The organism is Variovorax sp. J2L1-78 (assembly GCF_030317205.1).
GTDB lineage: Bacteria > Pseudomonadota > Gammaproteobacteria > Burkholderiales > Burkholderiaceae_C > Variovorax > Variovorax arabinosiphilus.
Map to the genome: position 1 here is coordinate 622,057 of NZ_JASZYB010000002.1, position 25,174 is coordinate 647,230.

The 25,174-nt window shown below is 68.0% G+C and carries 22 protein-coding genes; 7 read left to right on the forward strand and 15 right to left on the reverse strand.

Features of this window, described 5'->3' with window-relative positions; translation table 11 throughout:
• Nucleotides 1–41: 41 nt before the first annotated feature.
• The 9 genes from QTH86_RS16865 to QTH86_RS16905 form a co-directional block, all read right to left on the reverse strand.
• Nucleotides 42–941 (reverse strand): CsgG/HfaB family protein, encoded by a 900-nt coding sequence (locus tag QTH86_RS16865; RefSeq protein WP_286647351.1) that lies wholly within the window; start codon nucleotides 939–941, stop codon nucleotides 42–44.
• A gap of 100 nt (nucleotides 942–1,041) precedes the next feature.
• Nucleotides 1,042–2,007 (reverse strand): ParB/RepB/Spo0J family partition protein, encoded by a 966-nt coding sequence (locus tag QTH86_RS16870; protein WP_286647352.1) that lies wholly within the window; start codon nucleotides 2,005–2,007, stop codon nucleotides 1,042–1,044.
• A gap of 5 nt (nucleotides 2,008–2,012) precedes the next feature.
• Nucleotides 2,013–2,564, reverse strand: coding sequence for an RBBP9/YdeN family alpha/beta hydrolase (locus QTH86_RS16875; protein WP_286647353.1), 552 nt, complete (start codon nucleotides 2,562–2,564; stop codon nucleotides 2,013–2,015).
• Nucleotides 2,561–3,418 carry a ParA family protein gene (locus QTH86_RS16880; protein WP_286647354.1) on the reverse strand — a complete coding sequence of 286 codons (858 nt, stop codon included), beginning with the start codon at nucleotides 3,416–3,418 and terminating at the stop codon, nucleotides 2,561–2,563. Before QTH86_RS16880 ends, QTH86_RS16875 begins: the two co-directional genes overlap by 4 nt.
• Nucleotides 3,419–3,431: 13 nt before the next feature.
• Entirely contained in the window at nucleotides 3,432–4,046 is a 615-nt protein-coding gene (locus QTH86_RS16885; RefSeq protein ID WP_286647355.1) for a LysE family transporter, read from the reverse strand.
• 111 nt (nucleotides 4,047–4,157) lie between these two features.
• The gene (gene rsmG, locus QTH86_RS16890; protein ID WP_286647356.1) at nucleotides 4,158–4,796 is read right to left on the reverse strand and encodes a 16S rRNA (guanine(527)-N(7))-methyltransferase RsmG; all 639 of its coding nucleotides are present in this window, start codon (nucleotides 4,794–4,796) and stop codon (nucleotides 4,158–4,160) included.
• Nucleotides 4,793–6,745, reverse strand: coding sequence for a tRNA uridine-5-carboxymethylaminomethyl(34) synthesis enzyme MnmG (mnmG, locus tag QTH86_RS16895; RefSeq protein ID WP_286647357.1), 1,953 nt, complete (start codon nucleotides 6,743–6,745; stop codon nucleotides 4,793–4,795). Before mnmG ends, rsmG begins: the two co-directional genes overlap by 4 nt.
• Before the next feature lie 167 nt (nucleotides 6,746–6,912).
• Nucleotides 6,913–7,836 (reverse strand): transglutaminase-like domain-containing protein, encoded by a 924-nt coding sequence (locus QTH86_RS16900; protein WP_286647358.1) that lies wholly within the window; start codon nucleotides 7,834–7,836, stop codon nucleotides 6,913–6,915.
• 2 nt (nucleotides 7,837–7,838) lie between these two features.
• A complete protein-coding gene (locus QTH86_RS16905) occupies nucleotides 7,839–8,024 on the reverse strand; it encodes a DUF1328 family protein (RefSeq protein ID WP_262077645.1) in 186 nt (61 codons plus the stop codon).
• A gap of 179 nt (nucleotides 8,025–8,203) precedes the next feature.
• On the opposite strand from QTH86_RS16905, the gene gstA reads away from it, so the two are divergent.
• The gene (gstA, locus tag QTH86_RS16910) at nucleotides 8,204–8,812 is read left to right on the forward strand and encodes a glutathione transferase GstA (protein ID WP_286647359.1); all 609 of its coding nucleotides are present in this window, start codon (nucleotides 8,204–8,206) and stop codon (nucleotides 8,810–8,812) included.
• 235 nt (nucleotides 8,813–9,047) lie between these two features.
• On the forward strand, nucleotides 9,048–10,151 hold the full coding sequence (locus QTH86_RS16915) for an alkene reductase (protein WP_286647360.1): 1,104 nt from the start codon (nucleotides 9,048–9,050) through the stop codon (nucleotides 10,149–10,151).
• Here QTH86_RS16915 and QTH86_RS16920 read toward each other — a convergent pair.
• Genes QTH86_RS16920 through QTH86_RS16930 form a run of 3 tightly spaced genes read right to left on the reverse strand, consistent with a single transcriptional unit; the run spans nucleotide 10,133 to nucleotide 14,471 of the window.
• Nucleotides 10,133–11,518, reverse strand: a complete 1,386-nt coding sequence (locus QTH86_RS16920; protein ID WP_286647361.1) for a sensor histidine kinase — start codon at nucleotides 11,516–11,518, stop codon at nucleotides 10,133–10,135. The genes QTH86_RS16915 and QTH86_RS16920 overlap by 19 nt on opposite strands.
• Complete coding sequence (locus tag QTH86_RS16925) at nucleotides 11,515–12,204, reverse strand: response regulator transcription factor (RefSeq protein ID WP_286647362.1); 690 nt, start codon at nucleotides 12,202–12,204, stop codon at nucleotides 11,515–11,517. Before QTH86_RS16925 ends, QTH86_RS16920 begins: the two co-directional genes overlap by 4 nt.
• 41 nt (nucleotides 12,205–12,245) lie before the next feature.
• Nucleotides 12,246–14,471, reverse strand: coding sequence for a heavy metal translocating P-type ATPase (locus QTH86_RS16930; protein ID WP_286647363.1), 2,226 nt, complete (start codon nucleotides 14,469–14,471; stop codon nucleotides 12,246–12,248).
• Nucleotides 14,472–14,592: 121 nt separating this feature from the next.
• Here QTH86_RS16930 and QTH86_RS16935 point away from each other — a divergent pair, with 121 nt between their 5' ends.
• Nucleotides 14,593–14,787, forward strand: coding sequence for a heavy-metal-associated domain-containing protein (locus QTH86_RS16935; RefSeq protein ID WP_286647364.1), 195 nt, complete (start codon nucleotides 14,593–14,595; stop codon nucleotides 14,785–14,787).
• A gap of 1 nt (nucleotide 14,788) precedes the next feature.
• Nucleotides 14,789–15,205: a Cu(I)-responsive transcriptional regulator gene (cueR, locus tag QTH86_RS16940; RefSeq protein WP_286647365.1), complete on the forward strand. Its 417-nt coding sequence runs from the start codon at nucleotides 14,789–14,791 to the stop codon at nucleotides 15,203–15,205.
• A gap of 7 nt (nucleotides 15,206–15,212) precedes the next feature.
• On the opposite strand, the gene QTH86_RS16945 is transcribed toward cueR, so the two are convergent.
• On the reverse strand, nucleotides 15,213–16,181 hold the full coding sequence (locus QTH86_RS16945; protein WP_286647366.1) for a YcjF family protein: 969 nt from the start codon (nucleotides 16,179–16,181) through the stop codon (nucleotides 15,213–15,215).
• A 585-nt stretch (nucleotides 16,182–16,766) separates the two neighbouring features.
• Here QTH86_RS16945 and creB point away from each other — a divergent pair.
• Both creB and creC read left to right on the forward strand, forming a co-directional pair.
• Nucleotides 16,767–17,519, forward strand: coding sequence for a two-component system response regulator CreB (gene creB, locus QTH86_RS16950; protein WP_286647367.1), 753 nt, complete (start codon nucleotides 16,767–16,769; stop codon nucleotides 17,517–17,519).
• A gap of 1 nt (nucleotide 17,520) precedes the next feature.
• On the forward strand, nucleotides 17,521–18,957 hold the full coding sequence (gene creC / locus QTH86_RS16955; RefSeq protein ID WP_286647368.1) for a two-component system sensor histidine kinase CreC: 1,437 nt from the start codon (nucleotides 17,521–17,523) through the stop codon (nucleotides 18,955–18,957).
• Between the two features lie 5 nt (nucleotides 18,958–18,962).
• Here creC and QTH86_RS16960 read toward each other — a convergent pair whose 3' ends face one another.
• A complete protein-coding gene (locus QTH86_RS16960; RefSeq protein ID WP_286647369.1) occupies nucleotides 18,963–21,332 on the reverse strand; it encodes a penicillin-binding protein 1A in 2,370 nt (789 codons plus the stop codon).
• Between the two features lie 6 nt (nucleotides 21,333–21,338).
• Complete coding sequence (creD, locus tag QTH86_RS16965; RefSeq protein WP_286647370.1) at nucleotides 21,339–22,841, reverse strand: cell envelope integrity protein CreD; 1,503 nt, start codon at nucleotides 22,839–22,841, stop codon at nucleotides 21,339–21,341.
• Nucleotides 22,842–23,062: 221 nt separating this feature from the next.
• Here creD and QTH86_RS16970 point away from each other — a divergent pair, with 221 nt between their 5' ends.
• Nucleotides 23,063–25,138 carry a VIT and vWA domain-containing protein gene (locus QTH86_RS16970; protein ID WP_286647371.1) on the forward strand — a complete coding sequence of 692 codons (2,076 nt, stop codon included), beginning with the start codon at nucleotides 23,063–23,065 and terminating at the stop codon, nucleotides 25,136–25,138.
• Nucleotides 25,139–25,174: the final 36 nt, after the last annotated feature.

The window sequence follows — 25,174 nt, forward strand, 5'->3', positions numbered from 1 at the left end:
GGGGGGACGGTTGAGGGCGGACCGCCCTCATCCTCCGGCGCTTACTTCTTCTTACGGGTCGTCGTGGCCTTGGTGGCACCCGGCGCCGATGTCTGCGACGGCGCAGCCGCGCCATCCACGCTCAGCCGGCCACCGCCGCCCAGGCCCTGGCCCTGCACCGCCTGCGCCCTGTAGCTGCGCAGCGCCACGACCATCTGGTTGAAGGCGTCCATGAAGGCCGCGCTGATCACCTTGCCCTGCGCCGTGTTGCTGTAGCCGCCGAGGTTGCCGCCGCCGGTGTTGCCCATGATCCGGCTGAAGGCCCCGAAGTCGGTCTTGGAGGCGCTGCCTTCGGAAGCCGCGACCTGCACGCCCGAGCGGTTGTCGATCAGCGTGAGCAGGGTGCTGGCTTCCTTGGTCTGCAGGTTGCCGCCGACCGCCGCCAGCACGCCGCTGTAACGCCCCCCCACCAGGCCGCCGAGCGAGCCGCCGATGCCACCGGCGTTGTCGTTGTTGAAGATCACCTCGGGCGACAGGCCGTAGTCGGACGCGACCATCTGGCCGGCGCCGAAGTTGCTGCCCTGGCGCATCTCGCCCGATTGCATCAGCGCGCGCTCGCGCGTCATAGCGTTCATGCCGGCGGCGCCGCGCTCCACGACGACGAAGCAGTTCGATTGCTGGATCAAGAGGCGCAGCAGGTTGGCCGTCGGCGGCAGCTTGTACTCGTTGCGCAGGATGGTGTACCAGCCAGCCGACTGGTTCTCGATGAGCGAGACGGTGCCCAGCGGCGCCGGGCACTTCTCCAGCGAGCTGCTGGCGTTGGCCGATGCGTCGCCGGCGGCGGCACCGGTGGCGACCGTCTTGGCACCCTGGCTGCCCATCTGCATGTCGGTGGTCTGGCAGGCGGTGAGGAAAAGCGTGGCAGCAACGGCGGTAGCAAGGGGGAGCTTGGCAAACGACATGATGGAAAGTGAATGAAAGGTGAATAAACGTAACGCGGGAGAATAATCGCAAAGGCGACGACGAGGCAATCGTCGGAACGCTATGCGATCCCCGAAACCGTTAGGCCATTCGGCGGATGCGTTCGATCAACCCATTGAGAGCATCGAGTGAGCCGAAATGAATGGCGAGCTCGCCGCTCTCCTCCACCTTGCCGCCGCGCTTGCTGCGCTTCTTGATGCGCACCTCGACCTCGGCCGTGAGCAGGTCGGCCAGTTCCTCTTCCACCCGTTGCAGGTCACGCGACTTCTCGGCGCTGTTGCCGCGCCGCGGCGACGGCGTCAGGCTGAACTCCGCGGCGAGCTTCTTCACCAGCGCCTCGGCCTCCCGAACCGACATCTTCTTGGCGGCGATCTGGTTGGCCGCGGTGATCTGCGTGCCGCGGTCCAGCGACAGCAGCGCACGGGCGTGGCCCATGTCGATGTCACCGGCCATCAGCATGGCCTGCGCCGGCTCGGCCAGATTGAGCAGCCGCAGCAGGTTGCTGGCCGCGCTGCGCGAGCGGCCCACCGCCTGCGCCGCCATTTCATGAGTGAGCCCAAACTCTGTGACCAGGCGTTGCAAGCCTTGCGCCTCTTCCAGTGGATTGAGGTCTTCGCGCTGGATGTTCTCGATGAGCGACATCGCGGCGGCGGCCTCGTTCGGCACGTCGCGCACCAGCACCGGCACGCTGTCCAGGCCGGCCAGCTTGGCGGCACGGAAGCGGCGCTCGCCGGCGATGATCTCGAATTCGGCGTCTTTCGTCGCGGCCGATTCGGCATCGAGCCGGCGCACGAGGATGGGCTGCATGATGCCCTGCACCTTGATGCTCTCGGCCAGCTCGTACAGCGCGCCCTCGTCCATGCGGGTGCGGGGCTGGTAGACACCGGCAACCATCTGGTCCAGCTTCAGGATGGTCGGGTTCGCGGCGGAGGCGCCGCCGGCAGCGGAGTTGGCGTCGTTGCTGCCCGCGTCGCTGCCGCCGTTGTAGGTGGGGCCCAGCAGGGCTTCGAGTCCGCGGCCGAGGCCCTTGGGTTTCTTGGTGGCCATCGAGGTCAATCTTCGTTGTCGTTCAGGAAATCGTTCAGGAGCGCCCGGCCTTCAGGCCAGTCGCCCAGGCCGGACTCGCCGTTGAGGTGGCCGCCCGGGCCGCGGTCGACGAAGCGTGCGCCCCAGTCCGCGGCCATGCCGCGCGCGCGGGCCGCATCGCAGTACGGGTCGTCGTTGGCGGCGACCATCAGGGCCGGGAAAGGCAGGGGCTGGCGCACGATCGGCGCCCAGCCGGGAATCATCTGACGCAGGTCATCGCGTTCGAGGTCGCCCGGCGCCACCAGGAAGGCGGCGCGCACCTTGGTCGTGTGGCGAGAGTGCGCCGCCCATGCCGCGACGAGGATGCAGCCGAGGCTGTGCGCCACCAGCACGACCGGGCCCGGCGCGGCCAGCACCGCTTCTTCAAGGCACGCAGACCAGTCGCCCCGTTTCGGCCGCATCCAGTCGTGCTGTTCGACGCGATGGTCGCCGTGCACCGCTTCCCAGCGGCTCTGCCAGTGGGTCGCATCGCTGTTCTGCCAGCCGGGCAGCAGGAGCGTGGTGGCAGCCCCCGTCATGGCTGGAGGCTGCCGTCCGCACCCTGCAGCGTCTCGGGCAGGTCGATCGGTGCCGGGGCGGCCGGGGCCGACGGCGCGAAGGCGCTGGCCGGTGGCATCTTCGCGACCAGCTCCTGCGCGAAGGCGACGAAGGCCTGGCTGCCGCGGGCGGCCGGGTCGAAGACGACGCCCGGCAACCCATAGCTCGGCGCTTCGGCCAGGCGCACGTTGCGCGGAATCACGGTGTCGAACACCTTGTCGCCGAAGTGCGCCTTGAGCTGCTCGCTCACCTGCTGCTGCAGCGTGATGCGCGGGTCGAACATGACGCGCAGCAGGCCGATGATCTGCAGGTTCTTGTTCAGGTTGGCGTGCACCTGCTTGATGGTGTTGACCAGGTCGGTCAGGCCTTCGAGCGCGAAGTACTCGCACTGCATCGGCACGATCACGCCGTGGGCGGCGCACAGGCCGTTGAGCGTCAGCAGGCTGAGGCTGGGCGGGCAGTCGATCAGGATGAAGTCGTACTCGGCACCGACGGCGGCCAGCGCGGTGCGCAGGCGCTTCTCGCGGCGGTCCAGTGCCACCATCTCGACCTCGGCACCGGCGAGTTCGCGGTTGGCGCCCAGCACGTCGTAGCCGCAGGACTCGGACTTCACCCGTGCCTCGGTGACCGAGGACGACTCCAGCAGCACGTCGTAGACCGTGGTCTCGAGCTGGCGCTTGTCGATGCCCGAGCCCATGGTGGCGTTGCCCTGCGGGTCGAGGTCGATCATCAGCACCCGCTGCCCGACCTTGGCCAGGCCGGCAGCGAGGTTCACGGTGGTGGTGGTCTTGCCGACGCCACCCTTCTGGTTGGCGATACAGAAAATCTTGGCCATCGTCCGGCCCCTTTCAGCGCGACACGGCGAGCTTGACGCCGAAGCCGATCAGGAAGACCCCTGCCAGCTTCTCGAGCGTCATCGAGATGCGCGGATTGGCGCGCATGCGCTCGGCCAAAAAGTGCGTGAGCAGCGTCGCGGCCAGACCATAGGCGAAGGTGAGCACCGCGATCGTGAGTGCCATCGCACCGAAGGTCACCACCCCCTGGTGGCGCACCGGGTCGACGAACAGCGGAAAGAACGCCATGTAGAAGACGATGGCCTTGGGATTGAGCAACGTGATGAAGAAGGCCTGCCGCGCGAACTGCCGCGGGCGGATATTCAGGATGGGCGCGGCGCCGGGCTTGGCCAGCAGCATCTTGAAGCCCAGCCAGGCTAGGTAGGCGGCGCCCAGCCATCGCACCGCGTGGAAGGCGGCCGGGTAGGCGGCCAGCAACGCGGCCACGCCGGCCACCGCCATCCACATCAGCACCTGGTCGCCGGCGATCACACCCAGCGTGGCGCCCAAGCCGCCTCGGATGCCGCCCTTCCCTGTCGAGGTGATCAGCGCCAAGTTACCGGGGCCCGGGATCGCGAGGAAGAGAACGATGGCCGCAACGAAAGCGCCGTAATCAGCGATGCCGAACATGGGAAGTGCCTGAAGAAAGGGAGCGTCGAGTCTAAGTCAGCCCCGGCGTCGCGGCGCCCTCTTCCGGCATCTTCGGCATCTTCCACGCCTCGTTGAAGCCTCATTCGGGCTTCAGTGCGGGGCTTTGCGTGCCCAGACGATGCAGCGTTCGGCATCGAGGCCAGGCACGGTCAGTTGTTCCACGTGAAACACGTCCACGCCGGGCGGCAGTGCCGCCAACTCATCCGCCGGCACCTTGCCCTTCATGGCGAGCCAGACACCCGCCTCCGCCAGCAGTTGCACCGAGCCGTTGTAGAAGTCCGGCAGCGAGGCGAAAGCCCGGCTGCTGATGACGTCGTATGCACCCGCCAGTGTTTCGACCCGGGCGTGCAGGCCGCGGAGATTGGGTAGCTTGAGTTCTGCCGCCACCTGCTGCACGAACGCGGTTTTCTTGGCCACCGCGTCAAGACAGGTGACATCGACATCGGGCCGCATGATCGCGATCACCACACCAGGCAGTCCGGCACCGCTCCCTACATCCAGCAGGCGCGTTACACCCGGCCGCTCACGCTGCAGCGGCGCGACGACCGAGAGGCTGTCCAGCAGATGGTGCGTCATCACCGTCGCCGGGTCCCGCAAGGCGGTCAGGTTGTAGACCTTGTTCCACTTCAGGATCAACGCGCCATACGCCAACAGCCGCTCGCATTGTTGGTCGTTCAGTGTCAGTCCGAGCTGTGCTGCGCCCGCGCGCAACGTCGCCTCGCCGCTCATTCGGCCGTGGATGCGGTTGCCGCATCGGCGGTCTTGGCGAACGCCCGATGACCGCCCTTGCGCAGGTGCACCATCAGCAACGAGATCGCCGCCGGCGTCACACCGGAAATGCGCGAGGCCAGACCCAGCGTTTCCGGGCGCTGGCGCGCCAGCGTCTGCCGCACCTCGAAACTCAGCGCAGGCACCTGGCCGTAGTCAAAGTCCGCCGGCAGCTTGAGGTTCTCGAAATGCGACGCACGTTCGACCTCGTCGTGCTGCCGGTCGATGTACCCGGAATACTTGGCGGAGATTTCCACCTGCTCCACCTCGGTCGCCTCCAGCGCCTGGGCCGGTGCGTACTTGCCGCCGTCCAGCGACATGAGCGACGCGTAGTCCACATCCGGCCGGCGCAGCAAATCGCCCAGGTTGTATTCGTGCTCGATGGCCTTGCCCAGCACGCGCGTCGACTCGGCGGCCGGCAGGTTGCGGGGACTCACCCAGATCGACTTCATGCGCTGTGTTTCACGTGAAACAGCGTCTCGCTTGCGAGAAAAAGCATCCCAGCGCGCATCGTCGACCAGACCCAGGCGGCGCCCGGCTTCGGTCAGGCGCATGTCGGCGTTGTCCTCGCGCAGCTGTAGCCGGAACTCGGCGCGGCTGGTGAACATGCGGTACGGCTCGGTCACGCCCTTGGTGATCAGGTCGTCGACCAGCACGCCGAGGTACGCCTCATCACGACGCGGCAGCCAGGCGTCCTCGCCACGGCACTGCAACGCCGCATTGATGCCGGCGAACAAGCCCTGGGCCGCCGCCTCTTCGTAGCCGGTGGTGCCATTGATCTGGCCCGCGAAGAACAGCCCCTGGATGGCCCGCGTCTCGAAGCTGCTCTTGAGTTCGCGCGGATCGAAGTAGTCGTACTCGATGGCGTAGCCCGGCCGCAGGATGTGCGCGTTCTCTAGCCCGGCCATCGAGCGCACCAGCTGGTACTGGATGTCGAAAGGCAGGCTGGTCGAAATGCCGTTCGGGTAGTACTCGTTCGTGGTCAGGCCCTCGGGCTCCAGGAAGATCTGGTGGCTGTCCTTGTCGGCGAAGCGGTTGATCTTGTCCTCGACGCTCGGGCAGTAGCGCGGCCCCACCCCTTCGATCTTCCCGGTGAACATCGGGCTGCGGTCGAAGCCGGAGCGGATGATGTCATGGGTGCGTTCGTTCGTATGGGTGACCCAGCAGGCCATCTGCTGCGGATGCATGTCGGCGCGGCCCATGGTGCTGAACACCGGCATCACGTCCGTCGCGCCGCCCGGCATGCCGTCGCCCGGTTGCTCGGTGCACTTGGAGAAATCGATACTGCGTCCATCGAGCCGAGGCGGCGTGCCGGTCTTGAGGCGGCCTTGCGGCAGCTTCAGCTCCTTGAGGCGGGCCGACAGGCTGATCGCCGGCGGATCGCCCGCGCGCCCGGCCTGGTAGTTGTCGAGGCCGACGTGGATGCGGCCGTCCAGGAAGGTACCCGCCGTGAGCACGACCGTGCGCGCCCGGAAGCGGATGCCCACCTGAGTCACGGCACCGACCACACGGTCGCCCTCTACCATCAGGTCGTCGACGGCCTGCTGGAACAGGCTCAGGTTCGGCTGGTTCTCCAGCTTGCGGCGGATGGCGGCCTTGTAGAGCACGCGGTCGGCCTGCGCACGCGTCGCGCGCACGGCCGGGCCCTTGCTCGAGTTGAGGATACGGAACTGGATGCCCGCCTCGTCGGTGGCCAGCGCCATCGCGCCGCCCAGCGCATCCACCTCCTTCACCAAGTGCCCCTTGCCGATGCCGCCGATCGACGGGTTGCAGCTCATCTGGCCCAGCGTCTCGATGTTGTGGGTCAGCAGCAGGGTCTTCGCGCCCATGCGGGCGGCCGCGAGCGCGGCTTCGGTGCCGGCATGGCCGCCGCCGACGACGATCACATCGAATTCTTCGGGATACAACATGGTGGGTGGCGAACGCGTGCGCGCGCTGCGGAACTCTGCGAGAGAGGGGGCGGTGATTTTAAGCGCCAACCCCCGTCAATGCCGCCTGTGGGGACACCCGCGCGTTTCATCGGCGCCACGCCGCAGCCCTTGCTACGACCCGATATGTTGCTATGTTTTTTGTAGCATCAGTCGAGCGCGGACAGATCATGTGCCGCACTCAGGGCCCGATCTTCCGACGCGGCCGGCGCCACCGGCACCGGCTTCTCGATGCCGACGATGGTGCCCGTGGGCGCTGGGGCCACGGAGGGCGGCGCACTCTCGTCCTGGTACTCGCGCACCGTCAGTATCTTGTTGGTCATGCTGACCGGCCCGAAGATCGTGCAGAACGCCACGTCCTTGGCGTCTCGGCCGGTGCCCACGCGCACCAGGCGGTCGACGGGCGCCATGCGCGTCGGGTCGAACAACACCCACTGCCCGCCGATCCACGCCTCGAAGATGGCGTGGAAGTCCTGCGGCGGCTCGTCGAAGTACACATAGCCAACGACCAGCCGGGCCGGGATGTTCAGCGCACGGCAGAAGGTGATGCCCAGGTGCGCGAAATCGCGGCAGACGCCGGCACGCTGGACGAACACGTCGCGCGCGGTGGTCGTCGACTCGCTGCTGCCCGGCTCGTAGCGGATGCTGTCGTGGATCCAGTCGACGATGGCCTGCACGCGGCCGATGCCCTGGGGCAGGTCGCCGAACAGCTGTTGCGCGGCACGCGCCATCACGTCGGACTCGCAGTAGCGCGAGGGCATCAGGTAGTGCACCAACTCGTTGGGCACCTGGTTGACCGGCACTTCCTTCAGATCGACCGGCACCTCGACGAAGGAGCGCTGGACACTCGCGGAGTAGCGAATCTTCAACGGCCCCGGCGGCGCATCGAAGCGGATGAACCGGTTGCCGCTGCCCTCGTCGCAGAAGGCATGCATCTCGACCGCCGGCTCCACCACCAGGTTCTCGCGCAGCACCACCTGTGCGCCGGAGCGCACCGCCTCGATGTTGAGCAGCAGATGCGACGGCGCCGCGACCTCGTAGTCGAGGACGGTCTCGATGTGAGAGAAGTGCACGCTCAGTCGATCGCTTTTCGGACGGCGCCGACGCCCAGCGCCGCGAGCACCAGGAACACCACCGCCAGCACCAGGAACAGCCCGAACAGCACCTTGGCGATGCCGGCCGCGCCAGCTGCCACGCCGCCGAAGCCGAGCGCACCGGCGACCAGCGAAACGATCGCGAAAATGATGGCGTACTTCAACATGCGAACTCCTCGTCGGCAGCACCACGCCACCGTTTGATGAGCTTAAAAAAGCGTCCGTGTGCTCCGGATAGTCGCGCCGCGCGAGGCGCCGTAGGACAAAAACGCAGCGCGCACCGGATGCCGATCAACCCGCTAGGATCGACCTCCGCTCCAGTTTTCCCACCCCTTCGAAGCACTCCATGAAGCTGTATCACTCGCCCGGCACCTGTTCCCTCTCGCCCATGATCGCGCTGCACGAGGCCGGCATCGCCTTCGAACCGGTGCTGGCCAGCACCAAGAGCCACAAGCTCCAGGACGGCACCGACTACTACGGCATCAACCCGCTGGGCTATGTGCCGATGCTCGAACTCGACGACGGCACGCGCCTGCGCGAAGGCCCGGCCATCGTGCAGTACATCGCCGACCAGGCGCCCCTGAAGAACCTCGCGCCCGCCGCCGGCACGCTGCAGCGCTACCGCCTGCAGGAGTGGCTCACCTTCATCGGCACCGAGGTCCACAAGGGCTTCAGCCCGCTGTTCAACGCGGCCATGCCCGAGGATGCGAAGACCATCGCCAAGGAACGTCTGAAGACGCGCTTCGCGTGGCTCGACAAGGAAGTCGAAGGCAAGGAATTCCTCATGGGCGAACACTTCAGCGTGGCCGACGGCTACCTCTTCACCGTGCTCAACTGGGCCAAGCCGACCGGCGTCGACCTCTCGCCCTATGCCCACCTGTTGGCATGGCATGCGCGCGTCGGCGCACGTCCTGCGGTGCAGGCCGCTCAGAAGGCCGAGAGCCAGGCGAAGTAACGCGTCCCTGGAGCGCTGCGCGCTCAGCGCGCGTCCGGCTGCGCGCGCATGCGCTCGATGCGTCGATTCGGGCCGGCACTTCGACCCGCTGCGCCACGTGCCGCCGTCTCATGCGGTGCATTCTGCGGGCCGTCCACGATCCGCATCTACACCAAAGCCGACAACCCTGCCAGAGCACGAGTCGGCGGGCCGGCTTAGGCTTCATCCGTCGTTCAACCCGCAACCCAACAACAACATGCCAACCCTCTTCGACCCCGTCCAGGCCGGTGACCTGCAGCTCGCCAACCGCATCGTCATGGCGCCGCTGACTCGCAACCGTTCGCCCAACGCGATCCCCAAGCCCATCACCGCGACCTACTACGAACAGCGCGCCAGCGCCGGCCTGCTCATCACCGAAGCGACCGCCATCAGCCACCAGGGCCAGGGCTATGCCGATGTGCCGGGCCTCTACGGCACCGCGCAGCTCGACGGCTGGAAGCGCGTGACCGACGCGGTGCATGCCAAGGGCGGCAAGATCGTGGTGCAGCTGTGGCACGTCGGCCGCATCTCGCACACCGACCTGCAGCCCGACAACGGCAAGCCGGTCGCGCCTTCGGCCATCACGGCCAAGAGCAAGACGGTGCTGATCAAGGACGGCGTCCCCAGCTTCGTCGAAACTTCCGAGCCGCGCGCACTCGATGCCGAGGAACTGCCCGGCATCGTGCACGCCTACGCGGTCGCCGCGCGCAATGCCGTGGAAACCGCCGGCTTCGACGGTGTCGAGATGCACGGTGCCAACGGCTACCTGCTCGACCAGTTCTTGAAGAGCGGCAGCAACCAGCGCACCGACGACTACGGCGGCAGCATCGAGAACCGCGCCCGCCTGCTGCTCGAAGCGACGCGTGCCGTGGTCGACGCCATCGGCGGCGGCAAGACCGGCATCCGCCTGTCGCCCGTGACGCCGGCCAACGACGCCTACGACGCCGACCCGCAGCCCCTCTTCGACTACGTCGTAAAGCAGCTCGCCACGATGAACCTGGCCTACATCCACGTCATCGAAGGCGCCACCGGCGGCCCGCGCGAGATCGACGATCGGCCCTTCGACTACGAGGCGCTCAAGGCCGCCTACCGCCAGGCCGGCGGCAAGGGCGCCTGGATGGTGAACAACGGCTACGACAAGGCGCTGGCCGAGACGGCCGTGAAGGAAGGCGACGACCTCGTGGCCTTCGGCAAGCCCTTCATCTCGAACCCAGATCTGGTGCGCCGCCTGCGCGAGAACGCACCGCTGAACGAGCTCGACAAGGCCACCATGTACGGCGGCGGCGAGAAGGGCTACACCGACTACCCGGCGCTGGCCTGATCGGTCCCCGGCGCAGACCCCGGCGGGAAAGCGAGGCTCACGCGCAGCCCGCCGCGCGCATCGGCATCTTCCAGCGTGAGGCGGGCGCCGAGCAGCTGCGCATAGCGCGCGACGATCGACAACCCGAGCCCGGCCCCCTGCCCCAGCCGTTGCCCGTCGGCCCCCTGGGCCCAGCGCTGCATCAGCGCCTGGCGCGATTCGGCGGGGATGCCCGGGCCATCGTCCACCACGCTCAGCACCGTGCCCTCGAGCGCGACCGTGAGCGTGCGGCCACCGTAGCGCAGGGCGTTGTCCAGCAGATTGTCCAGGATGCCTTCGACCAGCGCGGCGTTGGCCTGCACCGTCACCGGCCCGTCATCCAGCCCATGCGCCCCGAGGTCGACGCCCTGCGCGTCGGCACGTGCCAGGTGCCGCATCACCGCTTCTTCCGCCAGCAGGTCCAACCGCACCGGCGCACGTTGCAGTGCGGTGCGCCCTTCGTCCGCCAGGGCCAGGCCGAGCAATTGATCGACCAGGTGGCTGGCCCGCGCCTGGCTCGCGGCGATGCGCTCGAGCTGCTCGCGCCACACCGCCGAATCCTTCTGCGCCAGGCCGTAGTCCGCCAGCGCACGGATGCCGGCCAGCGGCGTGCGCAGCTCGTGCGCCACATTGCCGGCGAACTCGCGCTGCGCGCGCACGCTGTGCGTGACCCGCGCGAACAAGGCGTTCATCGCGTCGCCCAGGCGCTCGAGCTCGCGCGAACTGCGCGCCACCGGTACCGGTGACAGGTCGTTGGCATCGCGACGGTCGAGCGTGGCTTCGAGCTCGCCCAGGGGCCGCAGCGCACGGTTGATGCCGCGCCACAGCCAGATCGCCAACACGGCGAGCAGCAGGATCTGCGGCACCAGCGCGTAGACCAGCAGACGTTCCACCAGGGCCGAGCGCGCCCGCGTGGTCTGCGCCACCACCACCCGGTACGGATTGGGCTCCGCATGGTTCAGCACGACCGCCCGCAGGGTCTGGCCCTGGAACACGATGTCGGAGAAACGGTGCGCCACATCACCCTCGGGCACCGGCGCCGTCAACCCGGCTTCGCCCGCGAGGCGCCGGCCATCCCGCTGCAGCACGGCGAAATGCACGGTCTCGGTCTGGTCGAACAGCACCGCGGTGACTTCCCGGGGCGTCAGCAGCAGTTCGATGCCGTCGGCCGTGGCGCGCACGTTCGCAGACATGGCGTAGGCATCGTCGAGCAAGGTCCGGTCGAAGGCCTGTTCGGTGAAGCTGTTGGCCACCACCAGCGCCACCCCGGTGCCGACCAGCCAGGTGAGGGCCAGCGGCAGCAGCACACCGCGTAGTACGCGTCGCGTGAGCGACGGCGCCGCGCTCACGCCTCGGCTTCCAGCAGATAACCGATGCCGCGCAATGTGCGGATGCGCGCGCCGCTGCCGGCCAGCTTCTTGCGCAGGCGCGAGATGAAGGCCTCGAGTGCGTTGTCGCCCAGCGACTCGTCGAAGGTGGACAGCTTGTCAGACAGCTCGCGCTTGCTCACCGTGCGGCCCGGGGGACTCATCAGTTCCCACAGCACCTCGAACTCGCGCGCCGGCAGGTCGAGCGGCACGCCCGCCACGCCGAAGCGCCGCGCCTTGCGGTCCAGCCGCAACTGGCCCAGCGTCGAGACATCGTCGGTGCCCTGTGCACGCCGCACCAGGGCCCGCAGCCGCGCCTCGACCTCGGCCAGGTCGAAGGGCTTGCCGAGGTAGTCGTCGGCGCCCGCGTCGAGGCCCGCGATGCGCTCGTCGGTGCGGTCGCGTGCGGTCAGCACCAGCACCGGCGTGCGGTCGCCGCGGCCGCGCGCCAGGCGCAGCACATGCAAGCCGCTGGCCAGGCCGCTGGTGGGGCTGGCCGTGGCCGGCAGGTTGAGGTCGAGCAGCACGGCGTCGAAGGTCTGCACGCGCCAGAGGTGGTCGGCGTCTTCGATGTTCGTCGCCAGGTCCACGCGGTGGCCGGCATCGCGCAGGCTGCGCAGCATCACGTCGTGCAGCACGGCGTCGTCTTCGATCAACAGGATTCGCATGAGAGGGTCGGTGGGCGTGGTGCCTGCGTTTCTACACCACCTCAAACCTCGCGACGGCGATGCCCCGGTTGCCAGCGCCGCAACAGAAGCGCGTTGGCCATCACGCTCACGCTCGATGCCGCCATGGCCGCACCCGCCACCACCGGGCTGAGCAGACCGAAGGCCGCGAAGGGAATGCCGACCACGTTGTACGCGAAGGCCCAGAACAGGTTCTGACGGATCTTCGCCACCGTGCGCGCCGACAGGTCGAGGGCATCGGCCACCAGCGACAGGTCGCCGCGCATCAGCGTGATGCCGGCGGCTTCCATCGCGACGTCGGTGCCGTTGGCCATGGCGATGCCGACATCGGCCGCGGCCAACGCCGGTGCGTCGTTGGCGCCGTCGCCCACCATCGCGACGACATGGCCACCCTCGCGCAGCGCCGCGACCTGCGCCGCCTTGTCGGCCGGCAGCACCTCGGCGCGCACATCGTCGGGCGCGATGCCCACACGTGCGGCCATGGCCTCTGCGGCATGCAGGTTGTCGCCGGAGATCATCACCACGCGCAACCCGCGCGCCTGCAGCGCCGCGACGGCCTCGGCAGCCTGCGGCTTCGGCTCGTCGCTGAAGGCCAGCAGGGCCTTCACCTGCGGCGCGCCATCGGCAGCGAACGACAGCAACGCCGACACCGTGGCGCCGCGCTGCTGCAGGCGTTGCACGGCGGATGCATCAGGCACCGCGTTGAGCTCGTCGCACCAGCGCAGGCTGGCGATCGCCCATTCGGCGCCGCCGACCGAGCCGCGCACGCCGCGCCCCGACTCGGATCGCAGGTTACGCGCCGCATCGACGTCGAGCCCGGCCTTCGTCGCGGCATCCAGCACCGCCTTCGCCAATGGATGCGTGCTGCCACGCTGCAGGCTCGCCGCCACGGCGAGCAGGTCGTTCGTCGTTTCACCGGCGCTCGGCACCAGCTCGGTCAGGGCCGGCGTGCCCAGCGTCAGCGTGCCGGTCTTGTCGAAGGCCACGGTGTCGACCTTGTGCGCCAACTCGAGCGAACGCGCGTCCTTGATCAGGATGCCGTGCTTCGCCGCCACGCCGGTGCCGGCCATCACCGCCACCGGCGTGGCCAGCCCCAGCGCGCAAGGGCAGGCGATCACCAGCACCGCGACCGCATGCACCAGCGCCGCCTCGCTGCCCGCGCCGGCCACCAGCCAGGCGATGAGCGTGATCAGTGCGATGCCTAGCACCACCGGCACGAAGACGGCGGCCACCTTGTCGACCAGCCGCTGGATCGGCGCCTTCGCGGCCTGCGCGTCTTCGACGAGACGGATGATGCGGGCCAGCACGCTCTCCGCACCCACCGCACGCACCTCGACCACCAGCCGGCCCGCGCCATTCACCGAACCGCCGGTGAGCCCATCGCCCGGCCCCTTCGCCACCGGCAAAGACTCGCCGGTGAGCATCGACTCGTCGACCTCCGAGCGGCCTTCGAGCACATGTGCATCCGCGGGCACGCGCTCGCCAGGGCGCACGGCGAGCCTGTCGCCCTTGAGCACCTCGGCCAGGGGCACGTCGGTCTCCTGACGCGGGCCGACCAGGTGCGCCACCTCGGGCCGCAGCTGCTGCAGCGCACGGATCGCCGAGGTGGCCTGCCGCTTGGCACGCGCTTCCAGCCACTTGCCCAGCAGCACCAGCGAGATCACGACCGCCGAGGCTTCGAAGTAGAGATGGGGCATGTCACCCGGCGCCGCACGCCACCAGAGCCAGAGCGACAGGCCGAAGGCCGCGCTGGTGCCGAGGGCCACCAGCAGGTCCATGTTGCCGGTGAGCGCGCGCGCCGCATGCAAGCCCGCGCGGTAGAAGCGCGCGCCCAGCCAGAACTGCACCGGTGCGGCGAGCAGTAGCTGCCACCATGGCGGCAGCATCGCGTGCACGTCGAAGGGCTGCAGCAGCATCGGCGCGAGCAAAGGCGCCGACAGGGCGAGTCCGGCGGCCACGGGCCAGAAGCCTTCCCACGGGGACGCATCGGCCGCGGCCTGCGCGGCCTCGGCGCTGCGAGGCTCGTAGCCCGCGCTGCGCACCGCGCGGCGAAGACGTGCATCGATCGCCTCGTCGTCGCTCGCATCGATCACGACGCGGGCGCTCTCGGTTGCCAGATTCACGCTCGCCACGCGCACACCCGGCACCTGTTGCAATGCGCGCTCCACGCGGGCCACGCAGGACGCGCAGGTCATGCCGCCGACGGACAGGTCGAGCGTGTGCGGGGACAGCGTGTGGACATCGTTCATGGGTGCAAGCCTAAAGCCTCACATCGTGGCAAGGTCAAGCGGCCGGTCGCTTGACCTTGCCATGGCGTCAAGGTTCACACTGAAGGCTCTTCCCCACTCTTCATCTGCAAGGAGCCCCACCATGAGCCAGAAATTCGAAGTCGTCGGCATGACCTGCGGCCATTGCGCCAGCGCCGTCCAGAACGCGGTGCAGACCGTCGACCCCGAAGCGCAGGTCACGGTCGACCTGCCCACCGGCCATGTCGACGTGCTGAGCGAACAGCCGCGCCAGGACATCGTGGCGGCGATCGAGAACGCTGGCTACAAGGTGCACTGACATGACCGCCGGTCCGTGGAACATCGGCGAGGCCGCGCGCCGCTCCGGCGTGTCGGCGCGCATGGTGCGCCACTACGAGGGGCTCGGCCTGCTGCCGGACGTGGCGCGCACCGAGAGCGGCTACCGGCAATACACCGAGGCCGACATCCACACGCTGCGCTTCGTCAAGCGCTCCCGCGACCTCGGCTTCTCGATGGACGAGATCGCCGAACTGGTCGGCCTCTGGCACAACCGCCGGCGCACCAGCGCGAGCGTCAAGCGCATCGCGCAGAAGCACCTGGGTGAACTGGAGCAGCGCATCGCCGACATGCAGGCGATGCAACGCACGCTGTCGCACCTGGTGCATTGCTGCCACGGCGATGCGCGGCCGGATTGCCCGATCCTGGAGGACCTGGCGGGCGCATCGACAACCCCCTGACGGGAAATCAGGCCCCGCGAACCATCGAGAGGATCTGCGAGGGGTTCAGCGTGCGCGCCTTCTCCTGGATCGCCGGCAGGTAGCGCGTCTGCAGCCCCTGCCCTTCCTTCGTCACGCTGGCATACGCTTCCTTGAGCATCTGCGTCGACAGCGTGCGACCGCCCGCGTAGTAGCGCTTGGCCACATGGCCCAGCGCATAGGTGGTGGCGAAGCTCATGCCCGAACTCACCGCCTGGTTGCCCAGCCCGCGCAGCAGGCCACCGCCCACCTTACCGAGCAAGCCACCCAGCAGCTTGCGACCGGCCTGCTCGAGGTACTGCGAGGTCAGGCCCACACCGACAGTGGCGATGAAGTCCTTCACGTGGCCGCTGTCGAGCTCGTAGCCGTGGGCCTTGCCGATGCGGTAGACCAATTTCATCTGCAGCGGAATGATCGCCATGGTCGACAGGGTCTCGGGCAGCAGTTCGAGTGCACCGTTGAGGATGGCGGCGTTCAGGATGGCTTGGTCGAGCTCCGCGTTGTCGACAGCGGGCGCTGCCGCGGTCGCGGTGGCTGCACCGGCAGCCACCGGCACCGCGACGGCCGTGCCGGTCGCCAGCGGCGTCGTCGCGATCGCCTCGGCCTGCTCGGCGAACTGCGCAGCGGCCGGCGCATCCAGACCGAGCGACGTGCGCACATCGGCCAGGAAATGACGCTCGGCCTCGGACTGGGCGCCGTCGGCGTCGCACACGCACACCGCCATCTCGTAGCCCAGCTGACGCGATTCGGCGCTGGTGAGCGCGGCACCCACATCGGCCAGCGACACCCGCTTCATCAGCACGTCCTGGTAGAGCGACGGCAGGTGCACGCCATCGGCCTGCGACAGGCCTTCGGCGATGCGCTTGATCTCGGCGCGTTCGCGGTCGTGCTTGTCGCCGTCGACGAAGGCGGCCAGCAGGCTCAGGGTGACGATGGCACGGGTTTCGGTGGGACTCACGAATTTTTCCTTGGTTGAACGGCGATCACCGCCGATTCGGTCATGGTGAAGCAGAAGTACGCCCCGCCCAAGCTTCTCCCCACAAACCTTGGGTAACTCTGTGAATAACTCAAGCACTTGGTTGTAAAGGTCTTCTAACTTATTGTTTTTAAATGAGAAACAACAGTATGCCTAAATTTTGAGCAGTGGATGTCTTTGGCCGCCACCGCTCCTTTCCCAGATTTCGACCCGCCTGTCAAAGGACAACTCTGGGGAGAGTTCCGGCACAAGGAAGGGGTTGTCCACAGGCCGGGGCAGGCGTGCGAAGTTGTCCCTTTGGACGCGACAGCAGAAAAGCAAGGGTGCGCACATGGGCCGGGGTGCGGCAAGTCCTTGTCACACCAGTGAAATAGTGCCCTGTCCACAGAAAGGTGCGACCCCTATCTACTACTACTAATTTGAATAAGAGAGATAAGAAGAAGATAGAGACGCCGCGCGTTTCGCAGAAATCTTTTACGGGTGTGGCCGTCAGGCCCTGTCCGCCCGACAACAGGCCTGGCCGTAAAAGGCCGAATCGGCTCGCTGACGCATCGCTACCATTCCCGCATGAGCGTCCCCGCCCCGGTCCCCAACCCCCGCATCCTCATCGCGGAAGACGAATCCGGCATCGCCGACACCCTGCAGTACGTGCTACGCAGCGACGGCTTCACCCCCGTGTGGTGCGCCACCGCGCAGGAGGCGATCGCCCAGTTCGCGCAGGAACCGCCGGCGCTGGCCATCCTGGATGTCGGCCTGCCCGACCTCAATGGCTTCGAGCTGTTCAAGCGGCTGCACGCCTTGCCGGGCGGCGCCGACGTGCCGATGATCTTTCTGACCGCGCGCAGCGACGAGATCGACCGGGTGGTCGGCCTGGAGCTCGGCGCGGACGACTACATCGCCAAACCTTTTTCGCCCCGAGAGCTCGTCGCACGGGTCAGGACGGTGCTCAGACGCAGCGTGCGGGCCGCTGCGTCCGCGCCCGTGGCCCCCCCTGCCCCGATGGTGGCCAGGCCGCCACAGCCCTTCCTGATCGATGGCGAGCGACGGCAGATCCGCTACTACGGCCGGGCGCTGGAACTCTCGCGCTACGAATACGGCCTGCTGTGCCTCCTCGTGCAGCGGCCGGGCCGCGTCTACACCCGCGACGAGTTGCTGGAAATGGTGTGGGACGACCCGGGCGAGAGCTTCGACCGCACGGTGGACGCCCATATCAAGACGCTGCGCGCCAAGCTCAAGGCCGTGGCACCCGAGGTCGAGCCGATCCGCACGCTCCGCGGCACGGGCTACGCCTTGAACGAAGACCTGCCGACCGCCGTGTGACGTGACCAAGCGCTCGCGCATCTTCCTGGGCATCCTGCTGATCTACACGGCGGGCATCGCCTTCCTGCTGTACCGCGTGGTGAGCGACATCGACCCGCGCTACCGCGAGTCGGCCGAAGAGTCGCTGGTCGAGAGCTCGCAGCTGATGGCCAGCCTGGTGGAGCAGGACGTGATCGCCGGCGCCATCAACACGGCGCGGCTCGATCCGCTGTTCCGCTCGGTCTACGCACGCCAGTTCTCGGCGCAGATCTACAACCTGCACAAGAACCGCGTCGAGTTGCGCGTGTACGTGACCGACCGCAGCGGCCGGGTGCTGTTCGACTCGCTCGGCCGAGCCACCGGCGCCGACTACTTGGCGTGGACCGACGTCAGCCGCTCGCTCGCCGGCCTGTATGGCGCGCGCACCTCGCGCGACGTCGAGGTCGACCCGCGTACCTCGGTCATGTACGTGGGCGCACCGATCCGCTGGAACAACGAGATCGTCGGCATGGTCAGCGTCGGCAAGCCGGTGCAGAGCTTCGGCCAGTTCGTCGAAGACGCGCGGGCGCGCACGCTGTGGGTGGGCGTTGGCTCGGCCTTCGCGCTGCTGGTGCTGGCGATCATCGTGTCGGTGTGGCTGGTGCGGCCCTTCGGGTTGATCTCCGACTATGTCGGCTGGGTCCGCGCGCAGAAGACGCTGAGCATCGGCCGCATGGCACGGCGCCTGCTCGACGCGCTGCGCGGTGGCTTCAGCGAGATGCGCGATGCGCTCACCGGCCGCAACTACGTCTCGGACTACGTGCAGACCTTCACCCACGAGGTGAAGAGCCCGCTGTCGGCCATCCGCGGCGCGGCCGAGCTGCTGCAGGAACCGTCGATGCCGCAGGCAGAGCGCGAACGCTTCCTCGCCAACATCGCGAGCGAGACGCAACGCATCCAGGAGATCGTCGACCGCATGATGGAGCTCACCGCGCTCGAGACGCGCCGCGTGCTCCAGCGCACGCAGCCGATGGCGCTGGCCACGCTGCTCGACGACGTGGCCGCGGGTGCGCAGGCCGCCGCGGCCGCGCGCGAGGTGCGCGTGACGCTCGACCTGCGCGCGCAGCCGACGGTCGAGGGCGACCCCTTCCTGCTGCGGCGCGCGGTCAGCAACCTGCTCGACAACGCGATCGATTTCGCGCCCTCGGGCAGCGCCGTGCACCTGGGGCTGGAGGCCGACGTGCGGCATGCCCGCATCGTCGTGCGCGACCATGGGCCCGGCATTCCGGATTACGCACGCGACAAGGTCTTCGAGAAGTTCTATTCGCTCGCCAGGCCGCACAGCAAGCGCAAGAGCACCGGGCTCGGCCTGGCCTTCGTGAAGGAGATCGCCGCGCTGCATCGCGGGCGCATCGAGCTGGTCAATGCCAAGGGCGGTGGTGCGCTGGCGACACTCGCATTGCCGCTCGCCGCGCGATAGAACGTTCAGCGGAACATGTCGAGGATGCTCTTGCGCTCCTCGGCCGTCGGCATCGATCCGATCGCCGGTGCGGCGAGCGATTCGGCCGGCGGCATTCCGCCGTTCGCCTCGCCCAGCGATGCGATGCCGCGACCCGGCGCGTAATCGTCGAAGTACCAGGTGCCTTCCACCTGCACCACGCCCTCGGGCGGGGTCGGTTCGCTCACCGGCACGCCCTGCAGCGCGGTACGCATGTAGTCAGTCCACACCGGCAGGCTCAGGCTGCCGCCGGTTTCACCGCGCACGCCGAGGCGCCGCGGCGTGTCGTAGCCGATCCATGCAACGCCGACCATCGTTGGCTGGAAACCGGCGAACCAGGTGTCGAGCGAATCGTTGGTGGTGCCTGTCTTACCGTACAGGTCGTCGCGCTTCAACGCCTGCCAGGCCTTGGTGCCCGTGCCGCCCTTCATCACGCTGTTGAGCAGGGTGTTCATCACGAAGGCGTTGCGCGCAGGGATGGCCCGTGCGCTTTCGTCGAGTACCGGTGCGGCGTACTCGGCCAGCACCTGGTCACGGTGGTCGGTCACGCGGGTGATGAGCTGCGGGCCCACGCGGTAGCCGCCGTTGGCGAACACCGCGTAGGCCGAGGCCATCTGCATCGGCGTGACCGAACCCGAACCCAGCGCCATCGGCAGCACCGCCGGGTGCTTGTCGCGGTCGAAGCCGAAGTGCGTGATCCAGTCCTGTGCATACGGTGCGCCGATGGACTGCAGCATCCGCACCGACACCATGTTCTTCGAGGCCATCAGCGCGCTGCGCAGGCTCATCGGCCCGTCGAAGGTGCCGTCGTAGTTCTTCGGCTCCCAGGGCTGGCCGCCGGTGGTGGCGGCATCGAAGAAGAGCGGCGCATCGTCGACCACGGTGGCCGGCGTGAAGCCCTTCTCCAGCGCGGCCGAATAGATGAAGGGCTTGAAGCTCGACCCCGGCTGGCGCCACGCCTGCGTCACATGGTTGAACTTGTTCTTCTCGAAATCAAAGCCGCCCACCAGCGCACGGACGGCGCCGTCGCGCGGGTCGAGCGCCACGAAGGCGCCTTCGACCTCGGGCAATTGCGTGATCGTCCAGCTGTCGCGTGCGCCCTTCGCGATGCGGATCACCGCATCGCGCCGCAGCTTCACGTTGGGTGCTGCCTTGTCGGACAGCGCCACGCGCGCGATCTGCAGGCCGGCACCGGTGATCGTGATCGGATCGCCGTCGCCGCGCACCACCACGACTTCGCGCGGCGTGGCCGACAGCACCACGGCGGACATCAGGTCGCCGTTGTCGGGCAGGTCGGCCAGTGCATCGTCGACGGCCTCGTCGAGCGCCGCCGCGTCATCGGGCAGGTTCACGAAGCGCTCCGGGCCGCGGTAGGGCTGGCGTTGTTCGTAGTCCATGATGCCGCGCCGCAACGCGCGGTAGGCCGCGGCCTGGTCGGTCGCGATCAGCGAGGTGTAGACCTTGAAGCCACGCGTGTAGGCGCTTTCGCCGTACTGCGCCACCATCGTCTGGCGCACCGTTTCGGCGACATGCTCCGCATGCAGTTGCTTCGGGTCGGCCGGGTCGCGCAGGTGCAGGGGCTCGGCCTTCGCTTCGTCGGCCTGCGCGACGGTGATGACGCCGGTCTCGCGCATGCGGTCGATCACGTGCAGCTGCCGTGCGCGTGCGCGTCGCGGGTTGTTCACCGGGTTGCCGGTGCGCGGTGCCTTGGGCAGCCCCGCCAGCATCGCCGCCTCAGCCACGCTGATGTCCTTCAACGGCTTGCCGAAATAGGCTTCCGACGCGGCGGCGAAACCATAGGCACGGTTGCCGAGATAGATCTGGTTCATGTAGACCTCGAGGATCTGGTCCTTGCTCAGCCGGCTTTCCAGCCGCAAGGCCAGCAGGGCCTCGTACAGCTTGCGCGAGTAGGTCTGCTCCGAGCTCAGGTACACGTTGCGCGCCACCTGCTGCGTGATGGTCGACGCGCCCTGCCGCGTACCGTGCTGCAGGTTCGACAGCATGGCGCGCGCGATGCCTTTCGCATCGACGCCGCCGTGTTCGTAAAAGCGCGTGTCTTCGACAGCGAGCACCGCGTCCTTGAGCACCTTGGGCACCTGGTCGATCGGCACGAGCTGGCGCCGCTCCTCGCCAAACTCGCCGATCAACGCGCCATCGGCGGTGTACACGCGCAGCGGCAGCTTGGGCCGGTAGTCCGACAGGGCCGACACGTCGGGCAGGCGCGCGGAGATCACCGCGACGGCCACGCCGCCGGCACACAGCAGCACGGCGGCCAGGGCGGTGCCCGAGAGAAGCCCGATGCGCACGATGCGCCGCGCACGTGGCGAGAGTCGAGAAAAGCGAGGGAAGGAGGACATGGGTGATCAGCGAACGTTCGACGAGGTAGGAGCCACCATGGCGGGCATCGGTTCCGCAACGGGGGCGGTGGCCCCTGCCGTGGAGAGGGCATACCAGTCGACCCTGCACGTGGCGAGCATCAGCAACGCCAGCATGCCGAAGACCAGCAGCGCGCCCAGCAACAGCGCATTGCTCTCCGAGGCGAGCAGGCCGTACAGCGCACCATAAAGCACGGCCACGAACGCCGCGAACGAGAGGCCGCGCCTCCAACCGCCGAGCACGGCGCTGAAGTACACGCCCAGCAGCAGCACGCTGGCGGCTGCGGCCGACGCATAGGCGGCGGCGAAGGCCATCTTCTCCGAGAGCGCGAGCAGCAGCAGGAAGAAGAGCGCGATCGACAGGCCCACCAGGCCGTACTGCACCGGGTGCAGGCGCAGCGTGCGGAACAGCTCGAACATGAAGGCGGCCATCAGCACCAGCGCGATGAAGAGCGCGCCGTATTTGCCTGCGCGGGTGGACATCGAATAAACATTCAGCGGCTGTGCCAGCGACACATCGAAGGTTTGCAGCGGGCCATCGGCCATGGCTTGGCGGCGGGCAGAAGCCGGGCGCGCTGCATCGACCTGTGACGTTGCGCTGGATGAGGCCGTAGCGGCAGGGTCGAGCAGTCCCGCACGCACCTGGTCACGCGCCGAGGTCACCAGCGACGAGACACGCCAGCGTGCATCGAAGCCCTGTGCATCGATCCGGCGTTCCGACGCGAGGAAACGTCCCCCGAAACTGGGATGCGCCCACGGCGACTGCAGATGCGCGGTGGTCTCATTGGCGATGGGCACGATCGACAGCGTTTCCTGCCCGACCAGCGCCAGCTTCATGTCGAAGGGCAGCGGCTTGCCGGCCAGCCAGGTGGACAGCGCCGTGCCTTCGAGGGGCGCGTGGATGCCGCCGCCAAAGGCTTGCTCCGACAGCCCTGGCATGCGCTGGGCGAAGCGCAGTGTCGCGCCGCCGATGCTCAGCGCAGGCGACCCGTCGAGCCCGCGCAGATCGCTCAGGTTGAACACGACATAGGGCGTGCGGAACTCCAGCTTCGAGCCGCTCACGCTGCGCGCCACCGTGTCGGGGTCGAAGGCCGCGAAGCCACCGTTGAGCGTCGCATCGAGCGTGTAGAACGGAATGCGGAAGATGCCGCGGTAACGCTGCTGCGGCGCGAGCGCGCCCTCGATGTGCAGTGTGTCGGGGAACACCAAGTGCACTCCCTCCTCGCTGCGCGGCTCGACGCCGGTGACCTGGCCCTTGCTGTTGCGCTGCGTCTCCATCCAGCGCTCGACATAGGGCACCGCGAGCACCGGGCCGATCACGGTCTGCGCGCCGGTGTAGGTGCTGGCCAGTTCGGCGGCGGCCTCGCGCTGGCTCTCGCCACGCTCGCGGTTGAGCGCATCGATGCGGTCGAGCGGAATGCACAGCAGCAAGGTGAGCAGGATGAGGCCGAGCACCTTGATGACGATGGAGTTGCGAAGCGTCTGAAGCATTGTTGTGGTCCCTGGAGGGTGTGGGCCGTGTGGCGAAGCCCCGATGCTCGCGAGCCCGTTCGAAGGCCCGATGAAGTCGAGCGACGGCTTTGCGCACACCGACTTCACACAGACTTCACACAGCGCGAACTCTCTTCTCATCGGCTTCGCGTGGCGCTTCGACAGTCCTTCCCGTGCACTCCGCATATCGCGGGGCAACGGAAAAGAAAAGGACGAACGCCATGCAAAACACCACCGCGCAGCCGGGCCGCTGGAGCTCATGGCTCTGGGCCGGCACCCTGGCCCTGGCCAGCACGGCCTTCCTGGCCCTCACCGCGCGACCGCTTCATGCGCAGGAGGCCACGGGCCCGCGCCTGAAGACCGAGAGCCCGTACTTCTTCGTGAAGAGCGACCAACCCGGCGTCGATGCGCTGCCGCTGAAGAACACCGCGGTCGACGTGAAGATCTCCGGCGTCATCGCCGACGTGACGGTGACCCAGACCTACCGCAACGAAGGCCAGCGCGCCATCGAGGCGGAGTACGTCTTTCCCGGCTCCACCAAGGCGGCCGTCAGCGGGCTCAACGTGCGGCTGGCCGACCGGCTCATCACCGCACAGATCCGCGAGAAGCAGCAGGCGCGCATCGAGTACGACACGGCCAAGAAGGAAGGCAAGACGGCCGCGCTGCTCGAGCAGCACCTGCCCAACGTGTTCCAGATGAACGTCGCGAACATCCTGCCGAACGACGAGGTGAAGGTCGAGCTGCGCTACACCGAGCTGCTGGTGCCGAATGCCGGCAACTACCAGTTCGTGTTCCCGACGGTGGTGGGGCCGCGCTACAACAGCCCGCAGTCGGCGCAGCGTGATGCGACCTGGGTGGCACAACCGGTGCTGCGCGCCGGTGTGCCGTCCAACGCGGGTTTCCAGCTGAAGGTCGCGCTCGACACGCCGATGGGCCTGAAGGAAGTGCGTTCGGCCACGCACGCGATCGACGTGAAGAAGAGCGACGAGAATCGCCATGCGAGCGTTGCCCTCGCGCCCACGCAGGAGCCTGCCGCCAACCGTGACTTCGTGCTGGACTACCGCCTGGCCGGCGAGAAGATCGAATCGGGCCTGATGCTCTACAAAGGCCAGGGCGAGGGAGCAGAAAACTTCTTCCTCGCGATGGTCGAGCCGCCGAAGTCGGTCGCAGCCAGTGCCGTTTCGCCGCGCGACTACATCTTCGTGGTCGACATCTCGGGGTCGATGCACGGCTTTCCGCTCGACACGGCGAAGACGGTGCTGGAGCGCCTGATCGGTGGCCTGCGCCCGAGCGACACCTTCAACGTGCTGCTGTTCTCCGGCAGCAGCAAGATGCTGTCGCAGCGCTCGGTGCCGGCCACGCGCGCCAACATCGACCAGGCACTGGCGACCATCCAGAACTACAGCGGCGGTGGCAGCACGGAGTTGATTCCTGCGTTGAAGCGCGTGTACGCCGAACCCAAGGCGCCCAACGTGTCGCGCACCGTGGTGGTCGTGACCGACGGCTACGTCACGGTCGAGCGCGAGGCCTTCGAGCTGGTGCGCAAGAACCTGTCGAAGGCCAACCTGTTCGCCTTCGGCATCGGCTCCTCGGTGAATCGCCACCTGATGGAGGGCCTGGCCCGTGCCGGCATGGGCGAGCCCTTCATCATCACCGACCCGATCCAGGCGCCCGAGCAGGCCGCGCGCTTCCGCCGCATGGTCGAGTCGCCGGTGCTGACGAACGTGCGTGCGACCTTCGGCGGCCTCGACGTGTACGACGTCGAGCCGGCCGTGCTGCCCGACGTGCTGGGCGAGCGCCCGGTGATCGTGTTCGGCAAGTGGCGTGGTGAGGCCCAAGGCCGCGTCGTGATCGAAGGCCAGAGCGCGAACGGGCCCTACCGCGAAGAGATCGCCATCGACGGCCGCACGCCGCAGAACGCCGCTGCGCTGCGCGCGCTGTGGGCGCGCCATCGCATCGCGGCGCTGAGCGACCAGGAAGCCTTGGAAGGCGGCGACGGCTTCGCGAAGGCGATCACCGAACTCGGCCTGAAGTACAGCCTGCTGACGCAGTACACCAGCTTCATCGCGGTGGACAAGGTCGTGCGCAACGTCGCGCCGCAGAACGCGGCGAGCGTCGATCAGCCCTCGCCGCAGCCCAAGGGCGTGAGCGAGCTCGCCGTCGGGCAGGCGCTGGGTGCGGAGGTGCCGAGTACGCCCGAACCCGAGATGCTCGGCGCGGTGGCCGTGGTGCTGTCGATGCTGGCCATGCTGCGCCGCCGGGCGCGTCGCCAGAACGCACGCCGCTTCACCGCCTGAAGTGGAACACCCCCCGATGCGCCTGCGGCGCCTCCC

Coding starts and splice junctions, on each gene's coding strand:
- gstA (WP_286647359.1), top strand. CDS start 8,204: ATGAAGCTGTATCACTCGCCCGGCACCTGTTCCCTCTCGCCCATGATC.
- QTH86_RS16905 (WP_262077645.1), bottom strand. CDS start 8,024: ATGTTGAAGTACGCCATCATTTTCGCGATCGTTTCGCTGGTCGCCGGT.
- QTH86_RS16915 (WP_286647360.1), top strand. CDS start 9,048: ATGCCAACCCTCTTCGACCCCGTCCAGGCCGGTGACCTGCAGCTCGCC.
- mnmG (WP_286647357.1), bottom strand. CDS start 6,745: ATGTTGTATCCCGAAGAATTCGATGTGATCGTCGTCGGCGGCGGCCAT.
- QTH86_RS16925 (WP_286647362.1), bottom strand. CDS start 12,204: ATGCGAATCCTGTTGATCGAAGACGACGCCGTGCTGCACGACGTGATG.
- QTH86_RS16970 (WP_286647371.1), top strand. CDS start 23,063: ATGCAAAACACCACCGCGCAGCCGGGCCGCTGGAGCTCATGGCTCTGG.
- QTH86_RS16960 (WP_286647369.1), bottom strand. CDS start 21,332: ATGTCCTCCTTCCCTCGCTTTTCTCGACTCTCGCCACGTGCGCGGCGC.
- QTH86_RS16885 (WP_286647355.1), bottom strand. CDS start 4,046: ATGTTCGGCATCGCTGATTACGGCGCTTTCGTTGCGGCCATCGTTCTC.
- QTH86_RS16870 (WP_286647352.1), bottom strand. CDS start 2,007: ATGGCCACCAAGAAACCCAAGGGCCTCGGCCGCGGACTCGAAGCCCTG.
- QTH86_RS16875 (WP_286647353.1), bottom strand. CDS start 2,564: ATGACGGGGGCTGCCACCACGCTCCTGCTGCCCGGCTGGCAGAACAGC.
- QTH86_RS16880 (WP_286647354.1), bottom strand. CDS start 3,418: ATGGCCAAGATTTTCTGTATCGCCAACCAGAAGGGTGGCGTCGGCAAG.
- QTH86_RS16935 (WP_286647364.1), top strand. CDS start 14,593: ATGAGCCAGAAATTCGAAGTCGTCGGCATGACCTGCGGCCATTGCGCC.
- creD (WP_286647370.1), bottom strand. CDS start 22,841: ATGCTTCAGACGCTTCGCAACTCCATCGTCATCAAGGTGCTCGGCCTC.
- cueR (WP_286647365.1), top strand. CDS start 14,789: ATGACCGCCGGTCCGTGGAACATCGGCGAGGCCGCGCGCCGCTCCGGC.
- QTH86_RS16930 (WP_286647363.1), bottom strand. CDS start 14,471: ATGAACGATGTCCACACGCTGTCCCCGCACACGCTCGACCTGTCCGTC.
- QTH86_RS16865 (WP_286647351.1), bottom strand. CDS start 941: ATGTCGTTTGCCAAGCTCCCCCTTGCTACCGCCGTTGCTGCCACGCTT.
- creB (WP_286647367.1), top strand. CDS start 16,767: ATGAGCGTCCCCGCCCCGGTCCCCAACCCCCGCATCCTCATCGCGGAA.
- rsmG (WP_286647356.1), bottom strand. CDS start 4,796: ATGAGCGGCGAGGCGACGTTGCGCGCGGGCGCAGCACAGCTCGGACTG.